Source organism: Citrobacter braakii (genome assembly GCF_009648935.1).
Lineage (GTDB): Bacteria > Pseudomonadota > Gammaproteobacteria > Enterobacterales > Enterobacteriaceae > Citrobacter > Citrobacter braakii.
Genome location: NZ_CP045771.1, coordinates 1,325,716 through 1,342,907, shown reverse-complemented (window position 1 = coordinate 1,342,907; position 17,192 = coordinate 1,325,716). Strand labels below are relative to the sequence as shown.

Annotated in this window: 13 protein-coding genes; 9 read left to right on the top strand and 4 right to left on the bottom strand. The window is 53.6% G+C overall.

The annotated features are described in order from the left end of the window. Positions 1-50: 50 nt before the first annotated feature. Entirely contained in the window at positions 51-611 is a 561-nt protein-coding gene (gene nudE / locus GFC06_RS06140; protein WP_153689949.1) for an ADP compounds hydrolase NudE, read from the bottom strand. Between the two features lie 322 nt (positions 612-933). On the opposite strand from nudE, the gene igaA reads away from it, so the two are divergent. The 4 genes from igaA to hslO all read left to right on the top strand — a co-directional run bounded on the left by igaA (position 934) and on the right by hslO (position 5,115). Further along, positions 934-3,069: an intracellular growth attenuator protein IgaA gene (gene igaA / locus GFC06_RS06135; protein WP_049283091.1), complete on the top strand. Its 2,136-nt coding sequence runs from the start codon at positions 934-936 to the stop codon at positions 3,067-3,069. 62 nt (positions 3,070-3,131) lie between these two features. Further along, complete coding sequence (gene yrfG, locus GFC06_RS06130; protein WP_016157638.1) at positions 3,132-3,800, top strand: GMP/IMP nucleotidase; 669 nt, start codon at positions 3,132-3,134, stop codon at positions 3,798-3,800. A gap of 10 nt (positions 3,801-3,810) precedes the next feature. After that, complete coding sequence (hslR, locus tag GFC06_RS06125) at positions 3,811-4,212, top strand: ribosome-associated heat shock protein Hsp15 (protein ID WP_016157639.1); 402 nt, start codon at positions 3,811-3,813, stop codon at positions 4,210-4,212. Between the two features lie 24 nt (positions 4,213-4,236). Then, the gene (gene hslO, locus GFC06_RS06120) at positions 4,237-5,115 is read left to right on the top strand and encodes an Hsp33 family molecular chaperone HslO (protein WP_016157640.1); all 879 of its coding nucleotides are present in this window, start codon (positions 4,237-4,239) and stop codon (positions 5,113-5,115) included. An 82-nt stretch (positions 5,116-5,197) separates the two neighbouring features. Here the strand turns inward: hslO and GFC06_RS06115 are convergent, their stop codons facing one another. After that, positions 5,198-6,916, bottom strand: a complete 1,719-nt coding sequence (locus GFC06_RS06115) for a DUF4153 domain-containing protein (protein WP_141875801.1) — start codon at positions 6,914-6,916, stop codon at positions 5,198-5,200. Between the two features lie 378 nt (positions 6,917-7,294). Between GFC06_RS06115 and pckA the strand changes: the two genes are divergently transcribed. Next, positions 7,295-8,917, top strand: coding sequence for a phosphoenolpyruvate carboxykinase (ATP) (gene pckA, locus GFC06_RS06110; RefSeq protein WP_016154801.1), 1,623 nt, complete (start codon positions 7,295-7,297; stop codon positions 8,915-8,917). A gap of 74 nt (positions 8,918-8,991) precedes the next feature. Here pckA and envZ read toward each other — a convergent pair whose 3' ends face one another. Both envZ and ompR read right to left on the bottom strand, forming a co-directional pair. Continuing rightward, complete coding sequence (envZ, locus tag GFC06_RS06105) at positions 8,992-10,344, bottom strand: two-component system sensor histidine kinase EnvZ (RefSeq protein WP_029139732.1); 1,353 nt, start codon at positions 10,342-10,344, stop codon at positions 8,992-8,994. After that, on the bottom strand, positions 10,341-11,060 hold the full coding sequence (ompR, locus tag GFC06_RS06100) for an osmolarity response regulator transcription factor OmpR (protein ID WP_001157751.1): 720 nt from the start codon (positions 11,058-11,060) through the stop codon (positions 10,341-10,343). Before ompR ends, envZ begins: the two co-directional genes overlap by 4 nt. A gap of 225 nt (positions 11,061-11,285) precedes the next feature. Here ompR and greB point away from each other — a divergent pair, with 225 nt between their 5' ends. From greB to feoB, 4 genes are all read left to right on the top strand, one after another. Further along, entirely contained in the window at positions 11,286-11,759 is a 474-nt protein-coding gene (gene greB, locus GFC06_RS06095; RefSeq protein WP_153689948.1) for a transcription elongation factor GreB, read from the top strand. A gap of 98 nt (positions 11,760-11,857) precedes the next feature. After that, entirely contained in the window at positions 11,858-14,191 is a 2,334-nt protein-coding gene (locus tag GFC06_RS06090) for a Tex family protein (protein WP_049283094.1), read from the top strand. Between the two features lie 432 nt (positions 14,192-14,623). Next, positions 14,624-14,851 (top strand): ferrous iron transporter A, encoded by a 228-nt coding sequence (feoA, locus tag GFC06_RS06085; protein ID WP_003023519.1) that lies wholly within the window; start codon positions 14,624-14,626, stop codon positions 14,849-14,851. A gap of 18 nt (positions 14,852-14,869) precedes the next feature. Then, a complete protein-coding gene (gene feoB, locus GFC06_RS06080) occupies positions 14,870-17,188 on the top strand; it encodes a Fe(2+) transporter permease subunit FeoB (protein WP_016157644.1) in 2,319 nt (772 codons plus the stop codon). Positions 17,189-17,192: the final 4 nt, after the last annotated feature.

The window sequence follows — 17,192 nt, the reverse complement described above, 5'->3', positions numbered from 1 at the left end:
CGATCAAAAAAAGGCGCTTCGGCGCCTTTTTTATTATTTGCGAAGAGAAATTAAAGCCGCCCTTGTCCTTTCAGCCATTCGCGCACGAGGAACAGCGCACTCACATTACGCGCTTCGTGAAAATCAGGATCTTCCAGCAGATCCATCAAATGCGCCAGCGGCCAGCGCACCTGCGGTAATGGTTCAGGCTCATCACCTTCCAGCGATTCAGGATATAAGTCCTCCGCCACCACGATGTTCATCGTGCTGGAGAAATAGGACGGCGCCATGCTGAGTTTCTTTAAAAACGTCAGATCTTTTGCGCCAAACCCCACCTCTTCTTTCAGCTCCCGATTCGCCGCTTCATACACGCTTTCGCCAGGATCGATTAACCCCTTGGAAAAACCCAGTTCGTAAGATTCGGTCCCGACCGCGTATTCGCGAATGAGGATCAGGTGGTCGTCCACAATCGGCACAATCATTACCGCTTCACGCGTGGACGGGCGCATACGTTCATAAACGCGGCGTACGCCATTGCTGAACTCAAGGTCCACGCTTTCGACTTTAAACAGCCGGGATTGGGCGACGGTTTCCACTTTCAAAATCGTGGGTTTCTGTAATGATTTGCTCATTGTGAGGATCTTTGCTGTGAAATCTGGGGTTATTGTGCGATATACCGCACGGTTTCGGCAATGTGAATTGCCGTTTATTTACATTTATGTAACGTACTAAAAGTTAATCCCTATTTCAAATTAAAAGTCAATAGGTTGAAATAACTCCAGGAATTTGCTGATATTCCATTTTTAGTGATTTTGCTATGATTCGCATTTACTGGGCTGTACTTAAAGATGCTCAAGTTCGACTCCACACTTGCCGATAGCCAACCACAGAATCACGAATATTGAACAGGGTGCGACTGACCACGCCTGACAGACTAAGTAAGATGGGGAAAGCATGAGCACCATTCTGATTTTTTTAGCTGCTTTGCTGGCCTGCTCATTGCTTGCAGGATGGCTACTCAGAACGAAATCCAGACGGAAAAATTTACCCTTGAGCAACGTCTTCTCAGACGCCTCGAAGCGTAAACTCACGCCTGAAGAGCGCAGTGCAGTCGAAAACTATCTCGAAAGCCTTAGTCAAATTCAGCAGGTACCTGGTCCAACGGGCGCCAGCTCCGCGCCGGTGTCATTAACGCTGAATGCCCAAAGTAATAGCGTCATCGTACTTACGCACGCGATTACACGTTACGGCATTACTACCGACGATCCTAACAAATGGCGTTACTATCTTGATTCCGTTGAGGTACATCTTCCCCCTTTCTGGGAACAATACATCAATGACGAAAACAGCGTTGAGCTAATCCACACCAATACGATACCGCTGGTTATCTCCCTGAACGGCCATACGCTGCAGGAATATATGCAGGAAGCGCGTGGCTATGCGTTACAGCACACCGCTTCTACCCAGGCGTCCATTCGCGGTGAAGAAAGCGAGCAGATTGAACTGCTGAATATTCGCCAGGAAACCCATGAAGAATATGCGCTTAGCCGCCCATCGGGATTGCGCGAGGCGTTACTGATTGCCGCATCGTTCCTGCTGTTCTTTTTCTGTTTGATAATCCCGGATACGTTTGTTCCGTGGACATTTGGTGGCGCGGTGCTGCTACTGGCTGCGGGTCTGTGGGGGCTGTTTGCCCCACCGTCTAAAACCGCCCTGCGGGAAATTCATTGTCTGCGCGGTACGCCGCGTCGCTGGGGGCTGTTTGGCGAAAACGACCAGGAGCAAATTAATAATATCTCGCTAGGTATTATTGATCTGATTTATCCACCGCACTGGCAGCCTTACATCGCACAAGATCTTGGCCAGCAAACGGATATTGATATTTATCTCGATCGCCACGTTGTACGCCAGGGGCGTTTTTTATCGCTGCATGATGAAGTCAAAAACTTCCCGTTACAGCACTGGCTGCGCAACGCCGTCATCGCGGGCGGCTCGTTGCTGGTGCTGCTGATGCTGCTGTTTTGGATCCCGCTGGATATGCCGATTAAGCTTACGCTTTCCTGGATGAAGGGCGCACAAACTATCGAAGCCACCAGCGTTAAACAGCTTGAAAACGCGGGCGTTCGCGTGGGTGACACGCTGCATCTGAGCGGTACGGGTATGTGTAACATTCATACCCAGGGGAGCTGGAATGCGCAGCCTTCCGCGCCGTTTATGCCTTTCGATTGCACGCAAATTATCTGGAATGACGCACGCGCATTACCGCTGCCTGAGTCCGACCTGGTGAATAAAGCCACCGCGCTCACGCAGGCGGTGAACCGCCAACTGCACCCCAAAGCGGATGATGACTCTCGCGTCAGCGCATCGTTACGCTCGGCAATCCAAAAGTCCGGAATGGTGTTACTGGACGATTTTGGCGAGATCGTCCTGAAAACGGCTGATCTGTGCGCGGCCAAAGATGAATGTGTACGTTTAAAAAATGCACTGGTTAACCTTGGTAACAGTAAAGACTGGACGGCGCTGGTGAAACGGGCAAACGCAGGCAAACTGGATGGCGTGAACGTGCTGCTGCGTCCGGTAAGCGCGGAGTCGTTGGATAATCTGGTGAATACCTCTACGGCGCCGTTTATTTCACGCGAGACTGCGCGAGCGGCCCAGACGCTGAATAGCCCAGCCCCTGGCGGTTTCCTGATTATCAGCGACGAAGGCAGCGATCTGGTCGATCAGCCGTGGCCGACAACCTCGCTATATGACTATCCCCCACAGGAACAGTGGAACGCCTTCCAGCGCCTGGCGCAGATGCTGATGCAGACGCCGTTTCGCGCGGAGGGGATCGTCACCAATATTTCAACCGACGCCAATGGCACCCAGCACATTGGCCTGCACCGTATCCCGGATCGTTCAGGATTATGGCGTTACCTTGGCACAACGCTGCTGATGTTCTCTATGCTCGGATGCGCTGTCTACAACAGCATACAGGCCTTCAGACGCTACCAGCGTCACCGCTCCCGCATCACGGAAATTCAGAGCTACTACGAAAGTTGCCTGAATCCAACGCTGATCGACAACCCGGAAAGCCTGATTCGATAACACGCTCGCGCGACAGGATATGCTACCCTGTCGCGCATCATGTTTTCTTCTGGGGAGTTTCCATGCAGATCAATATTGCCTGGCAGGATGTCGATACCGTGTTGTTAGATATGGACGGCACGCTGCTCGACCTGGCATTCGATAACTATTTCTGGCAAAAACTGGTGCCGGAAACCTATGGCGCGAAACAGGGTATCTCTCCCCAGGAAGCCCAGGACTATATTCGTCAGCAGTATCATGCCGTGCAGCATACGCTAAACTGGTACTGCCTGGATTACTGGAGCGAATGCCTGGATCTTGATATTTGCGCCATGACAACGGAACAGGGACCGCGCGCCGTTTTGCGTGAAGATACTGTACCGTTTCTTGATGCCTTAAAAGCCAGCGGCAAGCGCCGTATTTTGCTCACCAACGCGCATCCCCATAACCTGGCGGTGAAGCTGGAGCATACCGGTCTGGCCTCACACCTTGATTTATTACTTTCCACCCACACATTTGGTTATCCCAAAGAGGATCAGCGGTTATGGCACGCTGTGGCTGAAGAAACGGGAATGAGTGCAGAGAAGACGCTGTTTATTGATGACAGCGAACCCATTCTCGACGCCGCTGCTCTGTACGGTATTCGTTACTGCCTCGGCGTGACCAATCCCGACTCAGGCATCGCGGAAAAACAGTACGCACGCCATCCGTCACTGAATGACTACCGCCGACTGATCCCCTCACTGATGTGAAGGAGACGCCATGAAAGAAAAGCCCTCTGCTGAAGTCAGGCTGGATAAATGGCTGTGGGCTGCGCGCTTTTACAAAACGCGTGCGCTAGCCCGCGAAATGGTTGAAGGCGGTAAGGTGCATTACAACGGCCAGCGCAGCAAACCGAGCAAGATTGTCGAGCTGAACGCCACTCTCACCCTGCGCCAGGGAAATGACGAGCGAACGGTCATTATCAAGGCTATTACCGAGCAGCGTCGCCCGGCCACGGAAGCCGTTACGCTGTATGAAGAAACCGCGGAAAGCGTAGAAAAACGCGAAAAAGTGGCGCTGGCGCGTAAACTTAACGCGTTAACCATGCCGCACCCGGACAGGCGACCGGACAAGAAAGAGCGCCGCGACCTGTTACGATTTAAACATGGCGACAGCGAGTGACTGTCACCTGCAAGAGAGATGATTATGCCGCAACATGACCAATTACATCGTTATCTGTTTGAAAACTTTGCCGTGCGCGGCGAGCTGGTGACCGTTTCGGAAACCCTGCAACAGATCCTCGAAAATCATACTTACCCGCAGCCGGTCAAGAACGTACTGGCTGAACTGCTGGTCGCCACCAGCCTGCTCACCGCCACGCTGAAGTTTGCCGGTGATATCACCGTACAGCTGCAGGGCGATGGTCCGCTGAGCCTGGCCGTCATTAACGGCAACAACAATCAGCAGATGCGCGGCGTGGCCCGTATGCAGGGCGATATCCCTGAAGGCGCTGATCTCAAAACGCTGGTAGGCAACGGCTACCTGGTGATCACCATTACCCCAGAAGAAGGCGAGCGCTATCAGGGCGTGGTTGGTCTGGAAGGCGACACGCTGGCCGCCTGTCTGGAAGATTACTTCATGCGTTCTGAACAGCTGCCGACACGTCTGTTTATCCGTACTGGCGACGTCGATGGCAAACCCGCTGCTGGCGGGATGCTTCTGCAGGTAATGCCGGCGCAAAACGCGCAGGCAGATGATTTCGATCACCTGACAGCCCTGACCGAAACCATCAAAACTGAAGAGCTGTTAACGCTCCCGGCCAACGAAGTGCTGTGGCGCTTGTACCACGAAGAAGAGGTTACTCTCTACGATCCGCAGGACGTTGAGTTCAAATGCACCTGTTCACGCGAACGCTGCGCTGGCGCACTGAAAACGCTGCCGGACGAAGAAGTGGACAGCATTCTGGCGGAAGAAGGCGAGATCGATATGCACTGCGATTACTGCGGGAGCCACTATCTGTTTAACGCCATGGACATTGCTGAGATCCGCAGCAACGCTTCCCCGGCGGACCCGCAGGTACATTAATCACCACTGCCTATCCGGCCCACTATCATCGACCGGATAGGCGTTCGCACCGCCATCCATCAAAACGCTATCCGCAACACGCTCACTCGTTGTAATAATTCATCGGCAATCGGGTGCCATCAATGGTGATATCACGCCAAACTCTGGGGGCTGAATCCAGTTGATGATTCGCCACCGCCTGCAGCAGTTTATCCTTATTGAATCCTGCAGGTAGCTGACCTGATGCGATGAGTTCCCATTTATCCTCTTTCCTGGCAAAGACCAGACTCTCACCATCGCCAAAAGCATACAGCACCTGCTCAGGCTTACCATCAGCATTGAGGTCCTGATCGACCAGGACGCATGCATCCTGCTCAACGCAGGATGTAATGCGGTAGCTCTGCCCTTTGACAAACGCCCAGAAGGTCTCATCGGGTTGCCTGCTACCTGGAGCAATCATCACTTTCGGCGCTAGTTGAGTGGTAGTCAGGTTCTGAATGGGATCGCGACGTCCTTGCAGCAGAGAATTTAAGTCGCGCCGGCGCTTACTGTCTTGGTTAAACGCCGCATCTTTTTGTAATGCCTCCAACGCCGCACGTCCCGGTTTTCCGCTATTACTCAACATATACAGGCTGACCTGATCCGGCTTAATTTTCCCGCTGTGATACCGCCCCATATGGCTGTTGACGCTGATGCGCCAGGCATCAATAACCGGCGACGACAGCAAAATCAACAGCCCCAACGCCAGCAACGAAACGCTAAGAATCACCTTCCCCTGAAGCTCAAGCGGATTGCGCCCACGGCGTAAAATACTCGCCAGATAGCCAAACGACCAGAGCAGCAGCACGCAGACCACCAGCACGCCATATAAGCGCTCGGGCGTCCAACCGTACTGTTGAATTCGCACCCACAGTGACCAACCGGCAATCAGCATATAGATGGGCGCGACAACCAGGGCGCATTTGATCAGGTAGCGTAACGCGACCGGATAGGGAAGCGCCTCTTTCTGCGGCTCGCGAACGATAGCCATCAACAGCAACAGGAGCAGCGCCAGCGTTGACATCAACCCGGCCGCAGACACCCGCTGCGAGATAGCCTCCAGGCCGGTGAAGGGCAAGGTCAGCACAAACATCAGCGCCAGCAGCGCGACCAGGGGTAACAGACCGGTGGCGATCAAAGTCAGTAACTTTTGGACCGCCGCAACCAGACGCGACTGCGTGCGGGTCAGTACCACCGCCAGTGCGGTAACCAGGCCAAAGGCCACGTAGCCAAACCAGTCGGTATCAAAGAAAAGCGTGTCGAAGAAGGTAATACCAACGAGCTTAAACATCTCGCTCCATAGCAGGAGCACCATCCAGAACAGACCGTTGGCGACAAAGACAATCAGTAACGTCAGCGCATTAAGCCACAAACTCGTATAAAACTGCGCATAACGGGCCTGCTGGCGGGATGCGTGGAGCGAGTACTGAATCCATGGCAATGCCAGCATCGCCATCAGTAGTAAGCGCCAGCCGTACAACATAAAAATATCATTTTGCCGCCACTTATCGCTGCCCTCGACTTGCCACTTTAGCCAGACGCTCATCGCCAGCACGACAACAAAGATCAGCGCCATCCAGTACCACAGCGCACGTTGTTTGAAAGAGACAACGGTGAGTAAAAGCGCCGAGGAGAGAGCAATTGTCGCGGGCATGCCATAGAACAGCCAGCCGTCATTATGCGGCACCAGATATGTCATCAGCAGGTAGCACAATATCCCCTGTAACAGGCCGATAGATATCATGCCCCAGCGAGTAGTACGTGAAAGCTCAACACTATCCATGTCGTCACCCAGAATGAAGAGAAAAGGTAATTATCGCATCAACTTCACAATTTTGAGCATTGATAGGCCGATCCCGGACCACTGCGGCGGGAAGTGAATCGATATTGTTTATGTATGAGTTACGTTATTTTCTTACGTGAATGCGATTACACTCACAAGTTTCCCGCCAAAAACACTCTCTATTAACGTTTTAAGAACATTTTCCACAACAAAAAAGGGTTTCCTGCCATAATATCCGCCTCTTTGTGACAGGAGTCGCAGCGCATTCGGTTATCCGTGATTTTCCCGGATGCGTAAATCTATGAGCCTTGTCGCGGTTAGCAATCCCTAAAAAACCTTACTATTCCAGGTAATACATATTGGCTAAGGAGCAGTGAAATGCGTGTGAACAACAGTTTAACCCCGCAAGATCTCAAGGCTTATGGTATCAATGACGTTCAGGATATCGTTTACAATCCAGACTACGACACGCTTTTCCAGGAGGAACTTGATCCAAACCTGGAAGGTTATGAGCGTGGCGTGTTAACAAACCTGGGCGCCGTTGCCGTTGATACCGGTATCTTTACCGGACGTTCGCCAAAGGATAAGTATATTGTCCGTGACGACACCACGCGCGACACGCTCTGGTGGTCCGACAAAGGTAAAGGTAAGAACGACAACAAACCGCTCTCCCCGGAAACCTGGCAGCATCTGAAAGGATTAGTCACCCAGCAGCTTTCCGGTAAGCGTCTGTTTATCATTGATGCATTCTGCGGCGCTAACGCCGATACCCGCCTTTCCGTACGCTTCATTACCGAAGTAGCCTGGCAGGCGCATTTTGTTAAAAACATGTTCATCCGCCCAAGCGACGAAGAGCTGGTTGATTTCAAACCTGATTTCATCGTGATGAACGGCGCTAAATGCACTAACCCGCAGTGGAAAGAGCAGGGTCTGAACTCCGAAAACTTCGTGGCTTTCAACCTGACTGAGCGTATCCAGTTGATTGGTGGCACCTGGTACGGCGGCGAAATGAAGAAAGGTATGTTCTCCGTAATGAACTACCTGCTGCCGCTGAAAGGCATTGCCTCCATGCACTGCTCGGCAAACGTCGGGGAAAAAGGTGATGTGGCAGTCTTCTTTGGCCTGTCCGGTACGGGTAAAACAACGCTGTCCACCGATCCGAAACGCCGCCTGATTGGCGATGACGAACACGGCTGGGATGACGACGGCGTGTTTAACTTTGAAGGCGGTTGCTACGCGAAGACCATCAAACTGTCTAAAGATGCCGAGCCGGAAATCTACAACGCAATCCGTCGTGACGCGCTGCTGGAAAACGTCACCGTGCGCGCAGATGGTTCCATCGACTTCGACGACGGTTCCAAAACCGAAAACACCCGCGTGTCCTACCCGATTTATCACATCGATAACATCGTTAAGCCGGTGTCAAAAGCGGGTCACGCCACCAAAGTGATCTTCCTGACCGCCGACGCGTTTGGCGTGCTGCCGCCGGTCTCTCGTCTGACGGCAGACCAAACCCAGTACCACTTCCTGTCTGGCTTCACCGCCAAACTGGCCGGTACCGAACGTGGCGTCACCGAACCAACCCCAACCTTCTCAGCCTGCTTTGGCGCAGCATTCCTGTCACTGCACCCAACGCAGTACGCAGAAGTACTGGTGAAACGTATGCAGGCGGCAGGTGCGCAGGCATATCTGGTTAACACCGGCTGGAACGGTACCGGCAAGCGTATCTCTATCAAAGATACCCGCGCGATTATCGACGCTATCCTGAACGGTTCGCTGGATGACGCAGAAACGTTCCGTCTGCCGATGTTTGACCTGGCTATCCCAACCGAGCTGCCGGGCGTAGATACTCGCATTCTCGATCCGCGTAATACCTATGCTTCTCCGGAGCAGTGGCAGGAAAAAGCCAACGCACTGGCGAAACTGTTTATCGAGAACTTCGAGAAATACACCGATACCCCTGCGGGTGAAGCGCTGGTTAGCGCCGGACCGAAGCTGTAACGAAGAGTGCCGGATGGCGGTTTCGCCTTATCCGGCCTACAGCAACAAAAAGGGAGGCATTTCGCCTCCCTTTCTTATGCGTCTTTCGTGATGCCCTGCGCGCGAGTGAAGGGAACCGGAAGCCAGGCGCGGATCGACAACCCTCCTCGTTCACTGGTGCCAATTTCCAGCATACCGTTATGGTTATCGATAATACGCTGCACAATCGCCAGACCCAGGCCCGTGCCGCTGGTACTACGCGCGCTGTCGCCGCGGACAAACGGCTGGAACAGGTGTTTACGCTGCTCCGGCTTGATGCCCGGACCATCATCTTCTACCTGGAACCAGGCGCGATGCGTCTCCGTACCGCTGCTGACCTTAATCCAGCCGTTGCCGTAACGGGCGGCGTTAACCACCATATTGGCAACCGCACGCTTGATCGACAGCGGGTGCATTTTCACCTGAATGCTGCCCGGCAGCAGCGCAGTTTCGATTTCACGTTCATAGCCGCTTTCCGCTGCGACCACTTCGCCTAACACCGAGTTCAGATCCGCCATCTCCATCGGCATCTCCTGACCGGTACGCAGATAATCGATAAACTGCTCGATAATGGCATTGCACTCTTCGATATCCTTATTGATGGACTCCGCGAGATAACCATCCTCTTCGCCCATCATTTCGGTCGCCAGACGAATACGCGTCAGCGGAGTACGTAAATCGTGGCTCACGCCCGCCATTAACAGCGTACGGTCATCTGCCAGTTGCTTCACACCCGCAGCCATATGGTTAAAGGCTCGGGTAACGGAGCGCACCTCTGAAGCGCCATACTCACGCAGCGGCGGCGGAATGATACCTTTCCCCACCTGCAGCGCCGCATGTTCAAGATCCACCAGCGGTCGGTTCTGGATACGGATAAACAGCCACGCGCCACCGATAGCCAACAGCATAATCGCCAGCGTGTAGCGGAACAGCGGTGAGAAATCGCCCTGATGGATCTCCGTCAGCGGCACGCGTACCCAGATATTGGGCGACAGCCAGGTTTTCAGCCATACGACCGGCGAGCTTTTGTTCACCTCAACGCGGACTTCCGTCGGACCGCCCAGCTGCTGCGCCATCTGATGGCTTAAGAATTCATAGTGTTGCGCCCAACGCAGTCCAGCTTCTTCAGCGGCCTCGTTGGAATAGAGGGAAATACCCAGCTCACGATAAATTTCCCGGCGGAATGCGGGCGGCACCACCAGTTGCGTACCGTCCTCCAACTGCAGTTTATCGGTCATCAGCATACGAACTTCGTAGGCCAGGACCTTATTAAACTGCTGGAGGCTCGGCAGTATCGCGAAGTTCAGCACTACCAGGTAAGTCGTCACCAGGCTGGCAAACAGCAAGGTGACGATGAGCAATAACGTGCGGGCAAACGAACTTCGTGGCGAGAAGCGCATTCGCCTCATGCTTTAGAACCGTCCGGAACAAAGACGTAGCCGAGACCCCACACGGTCTGAATGTAGCGCGGATGCGCCGGGTCCTCTTCCACCATACGGCGCAGGCGAGAAATCTGGACGTCGATAGACCGCTCCATCGCCGAATATTCACGACCACGGGCCAGGTTCATCAGCTTATCGCGGGACAGCGGCTCGCGCGGGTGGCTTACCAGCGCTTTCAGTACCGCAAATTCCCCGCTGGTGAGCGGCATTGGCTCATCTTCACGGAACATTTCACGCGTACCGAGGTTCAGTTTAAACTTACCAAAAGCAATGACCGCTTCTTCCTGAGAAGGCGCGCCCGGCAGTTCGTTCGCCTGACGACGCAGTACAGCGCGAATACGCGCCAGCAGTTCTCGCGGGTTAAACGGTTTCGGAATGTAATCGTCAGCGCCGATTTCCAGCCCAACGATACGATCGACTTCTTCACCCTTCGCCGTGACCATAATGATCGGCATCGGGTTGCTTTGACTGCGCAGGCGACGGCAAATAGACAGGCCATCTTCTCCCGGCAGCATTAAATCCAGCACCATCAGGTGAAAGGACTCACGGGTCAGCAGACGATCCATCTGCTCAGCGTTAGCGACGCTTCGAACCTGGAAGCCCTGCTCGGTCAGATAACGCTCCAGAAGCGCACGCAAGCGCATGTCGTCATCGACCACCAGAATCTTATAGTTCTCTTGCATTGTTATTACTCCCAAAGGTTCGCAACAATTAAGTGTATATTCTTAAGAAAGCTAACGTGAGTCACCAGCGAATTCTGGTATGAATTCCAGGCTAAATTGTTACAAAGCATATTAAACAGCAGCTTAAGTATACAATGTTTCTCGCAATACATTATTTATTCTGTTGATATGCTCGCGTAATACTAATTGTGCGCATCATCACAGAGTCGAAGGTAAAACAATAAGATGAAAACGCCCCTGATAACCCGCGAAGGGTATGAAAAACTCAAACAAGAGCTGAATTACCTCTGGCGTGAAGAGCGCCCGGAAGTCACCAAAAAGGTTACCTGGGCCGCAAGTCTAGGTGACCGCAGCGAAAATGCCGACTACCAGTATAATAAAAAGCGTCTGCGTGAGATCGACCGCCGTGTCCGTTATTTGACCAAGTGCATGGAGAATTTGAAAATCGTCGATTACTCCCCGCAGCAAGAGGGCAAAGTCTTCTTTGGCGCGTGGGTCGAGGTTGAAAATGACGATGGCGACATCCGTAAATTCCGTATTGTCGGCTACGATGAGATCTTCGGTCGTAAAGATTACATTTCTATCGACTCACCGATGGCGCGGGCGCTGCTGAAAAAAGAGGTCGGCGATCTCGCGATAGTCAACACCCCTGGTGGTGAAGCCAGCTGGTACGTGAACGAAATTAAATACGTTAAGTGAGACCGGAACAATCCGAAGCCCCGGTAGATGACTGGCATTTTTGCCAGTCAATCCGTATAACTATCCCCTGATTTTTTATCCTATAGACGAAGCTATCCATGATGAATGATTCTTTCTGCCGCATTATCGCAGGTGAAATTCAGGCTCGTGCTGAACAGGTAGAAGCTGCCGTTCGCCTGCTTGACGAAGGGAACACCGTGCCGTTTATCGCACGTTATCGTAAGGAAATCACCGGCGGTCTGGACGATACGCAACTGCGTAATCTGGAGACCCGTCTGGGATATCTGCGTGAACTGGAAGACCGCCGTCAGGCAATCCTGAAATCTATCGGCGAGCAAGGCAAACTGACCGACGATCTGGCGAACGCGATCAACGGCACGTTAAGTAAGACCGAACTCGAAGATCTCTATCTGCCGTACAAACCTAAGCGCCGCACCCGTGGGCAGATAGCCATTGAGGCCGGACTGGAGCCGCTGGCAGATCTGCTGTGGAACGAACCGTCCCATGACCCGGAAACAGAAGCTGCAAAATATCTCAACGCTGAAAACGGCGTGGCCGATACCAAAGCAGCCCTCGATGGCGCACGCTACATTCTGATGGAGCGCTTCGCCGAAGACGCTGCGCTGCTGGCAAAAGTGCGTGATTATTTGTGGAAAAACGCCCATCTGGTTGCCGCCGTGGTTAATGGTAAAGAAGAGGAAGGCGCTAAGTTCCGCGACTACTTCGATCACCACGAACCTATTTCTACCGTTCCATCCCACCGTGCGCTGGCCATGTTCCGTGGTCGTAACGAAGGCGTGTTGCAGCTTTCACTAAATGCCGATCCGCAATTCGATGAGCCGCCAAAAGAGAGCCACGGCGAGCAGATTATCCAGGATCACCTGGGACTGCGCCTGAACAACGCCCCCGCTGACAGCTGGCGTAAAGGCGTTGTTAGCTGGACGTGGCGCATCAAAGTGCTGATGCACCTTGAAACTGAGCTGATGGGTACCGTGCGTGAACGTGCGGAAGATGAAGCGATCAACGTCTTTGCCCGTAACCTGCATGACCTGCTGATGGCCGCCCCGGCCGGGCTGCGCGCCACAATGGGTCTCGATCCGGGACTGCGTACCGGCGTAAAAGTGGCGGTGGTTGACGGTACCGGCAAGCTGGTCGCGACCGACACTATTTATCCGCATACCGGCCAGGCAGCCAAAGCCGCCGTTGCCGTGGCGGCGTTATGTGAAAAATACAACGTTGAGCTGGTCGCGATTGGTAACGGTACGGCGTCGCGCGAAACCGAGCGTTTCTTCCTCGACGTGCAGAAACAATTCCCGAAAGTGACCGCGCAGAAGGTGATCGTCAGCGAAGCCGGGGCATCGGTTTACTCTGCTTCCGAGCTGGCGGCGCTGGAGTTCCCGGATCTCGATGTTTCGCTGCGTGGCGCGGTGTCTATCGCCCGTCGTTTGCAGGATCCGTTGGCGGAGCTGGTGAAAATCGATCCGAAATCTATCGGCGTGGGCCAGTATCAGCACGATGTAAGCCAGACGCAGCTGGCGCGCAAGTTGGATGCGGTGGTGGAAGACTGCGTGAACGCCGTCGGCGTCGATCTGAATACCGCTTCCGTGCCGCTGCTGACCCGCGTTGCTGGCCTGACGCGCATGATGGCGCAAAACATCGTCGCCTGGCGCGATGAGAACGGTCAGTTTCAGAACCGTCAGCAACTGCTAAAAGTTAGCCGCCTGGGGCCAAAAGCCTTTGAACAGTGCGCGGGCTTCCTGCGTATCAACCATGGTGATAACCCACTGGATGCTTCTACCGTTCACCCGGAAGCTTATCCGATTGTGGAACGCATTCTGGCCGCAACCGAGCAATCGCTGCGTGACCTGATGGGCAACAGCAACGAACTACGCAATCTGAAAGCAGCCGATTTTACCGACGAACGCTTCGGGGTGCCGACCGTCACCGACATCATCAAAGAGCTGGAAAAACCGGGCCGCGACCCGCGTCCTGAATTTAAAACCGCGCAGTTTGCTGATGGCGTAGAAACCATGAACGATCTGCTGCCGGGAATGATTCTGGAAGGGGCAGTCACTAACGTCACGAACTTCGGCGCGTTTGTTGATATTGGCGTTCATCAGGATGGTCTGGTGCATATCTCTTCATTGTCGAATAAGTTCGTCGAAGATCCACACACCGTGGTGAAAGCGGGCGACATTGTGAAAGTGAAAGTGCTGGAAGTTGACCTGCAACGTAAGCGTATCGCACTGACCATGCGTCTGGACGAGCAGCCGGGTGAAACCAATGCGCGTCGCGGCGGCGGGAATAACGATCGCACTCAAAGCAATCGCCCGGCGCCAAAAGCCGCGAAACCTCGTGGTCGTGACGCACAGCCTGCGGGTAACAGCGCCATGATGGATGCGCTGGCGGCGGCAATGGGTAAAAAACGCTAGTGTGACTTTTGTGCCGGATGGGGGGTGTAACCTCCTTATCCGGCTGACTTGTCGCAATTAATTTGTAAGCCGGATAACACGCGTATGCGTCGCCATCCGACATATTTAGTCTATTTCCCGCTTTTTACCGCCATATATTTATCACTTCATTAACAGATGAAACCTTAATTAAACATTAAGATCCTCACTAATTATTTCCGTGAATCATTCGTTCCCAACCAGAATAAATATTGAGGAATATCAAAATTGGCGCAAATTATTATCCAATTGTACATTCCGTCACATTTATTCTATTGATGATAGAAACCATTCTCATTATCATTGATCTGTTGATTATTTACTCTTTCCTTACGTTGGCTAATCATCTGGCCTCATGCCGCCTTGCCGCCCCATGAGGTAATCATCCAGTTAGCGAGATATAAGTAGGCCCCTATGCAATTCACTCCTGACAGTGCGTGGAAAATTACCGGTTTTGCCCGTGAAATCAGCCCGGCTTATCGTCAGAAACTGTTGTCACTTGGCATGCTACCCGGCTCCTCTTTCAACGTGGTGCGCGTCGCCCCACTCGGCGATCCTATCCATATCGAAACGCGTCGCGTAAGTCTGGTATTGCGTAAGAAAGATCTGGCGTTATTAGAAGTGGAAGCGGTTTCCTGTTAATACAGTGAGTCTATAAAAATGAAAAAACTAACCATTGGTTTAATTGGCAATCCTAATTCCGGCAAGACAACTTTATTCAACCAGCTTACCGGCGCACGCCAGCGTGTAGGCAACTGGGCTGGCGTTACCGTTGAGCGTAAAGAAGGTCATTTCGCAACGACGGACCACCAGGTCACGCTGGTTGATTTACCCGGCACCTATTCTCTGACGACAATCTCATCCCAGACCTCTCTCGATGAGCAGATCGCCTGTCACTATATTTTAAGCGGCGACGCGGATCTCTTGATCAACGTGGTCGATGCTTCAAACCTTGAACGCAACCTCTACCTGACATTGCAACTGCTTGAGCTGGGCATCCCCTGCATCGTCGCGTTGAATATGCTGGATATTGCCGAGAAGCAGCAAATCCGTATCGATATCGATGCCCTCTCCGCTCGCCTTGGCTGCCCGGTGGTTCCGCTGGTATCCACCCGCGCCCGCGGCATTGAAGCGCTAAAGCTGGCGATCGATCGCTACAAAGAAAACGACACCGTCGAGCTGGTTCATTATGCCCAGCCGCTGCTGCAGGAAGCGGATTCCCTCGCCGATGCGATGGCCAAAGATATGCCGTTAAAACAGCGCCGCTGGCTGGGCCTGCAGATGCTGGAAGGCGATATCTACAGTCGGGCCTACGCGGGTGATGCCGCGCAAAACCTTGATGCCGCCATTGCACGTCTGAGCGAGACAATGGACGATCCGGCACTGCATATCGCCGATGCGCGCTATCAGTGCATTGCCGCTATCTGCGATACCGTCAGCAACACCCTGACGGCAGAGCCGAGCCGCTTCACCACCGCAGTAGATAAAATCGTCCTCAACCGCTTCCTCGGGCTGCCGATTTTCCTGTTCGTGATGTACCTGATGTTCCTGCTCGCCATCAACATTGGCGGCGCGCTGCAACCGTTGTTTGACGTCGGCTCCGTAGCGCTCTTTATCCATGGTATTCAGTGGATTGGCTACACGCTGCACTTCCCGGACTGGCTCACTATCTTTTTGGCGCAAGGTCTTGGCGGCGGGATTAACACCGTGCTGCCACTGGTACCGCAAATCGGCATGATGTACCTGTTCCTCTCCTTCCTTGAAGACTCCGGTTACATGGCGCGTGCCGCGTTTGTAATGGACCGTCTGATGCAGGCGCTGGGACTGCCGGGCAAATCGTTTGTCCCGCTGATCGTCGGCTTTGGCTGTAACGTACCGTCAGTGATGGGCGCACGTACGCTGGACGCCCCGCGTGAACGTCTGATGACCATCATGATGGCGCCGTTTATGTCCTGTGGCGCTCGCCTGGCGATTTTCGCCGTCTTTGCCGCAGCGTTCTTTGGTCAGAACGGTGCGCTGGCGGTCTTCTCACTGTACGTACTGGGCATCGTTATGGCGGTATTGACTGGCCTGATGCTCAAACACACCATCATGCGTGGCGAAGCAACGCCGTTCGTGATGGAGCTGCCGGTGTACCACGTGCCGCACATTAAGAGTCTGATTATTCAGACCTGGCAACGCCTGAAAGGCTTCGTTCTGCGTGCGGGTAAAGTCATCATCATCGTCAGCATTTTCCTCAGCGCGTTTAACAGTTTCTCGCTGAGCGGAAAAATCGTCGACAACATCAACGACTCTGCTCTGGCTTCCGTCAGCCGCGTAATCACGCCGGTCTTCAAGCCGATTGGCGTTCACGAAGATAACTGGCAGGCAACCGTAGGTCTGTTCACCGGCGCGATGGCGAAAGAAGTGGTTGTCGGTACGCTGAACACGCTCTATACCGCAGAAAACATTCAGGAAGAAGAGTTCAACCCGGCAGATTTCCACCTCGGTGACGAGCTGCTCGGCGCGGTAGATGAGACCTGGCAAAGCCTGAAAGACACCTTCAGCCTGAGCGTACTAGCTAACCCTATTGAAGCCAGCAAGGGCGACGGTGAAATGGCTACGGGTGCAATGGGCGTGATGGGCGAAAAATTTGGCAGCGCTGCCGCCGCTTACAGCTACCTGATTTTCGTGCTGCTGTATGTGCCGTGTATTTCGGTAATGGGCGCTATTGCACGTGAATCCAGCCGTGGCTGGATGAGCTTCTCGATTCTGTGGGGCCTGAACATCGCCTACTCTCTGTCGACGCTGTTTTATCAGGCGGTCAGCTACAAAGAGCACCCGACCTACAGCCTGGTGTGCATTTTAGCTGTCATCCTGTTTAACATTGTGTTGCTGGGCCTGCTGCGTCGAGCTCGCAGTCGCGTGGATCTCGCACTGCTGGCGACCAACAGGACGGCAAGCTCCTGCTGTTCCAGCACCACTGGCGACTGCCACTAAGGTT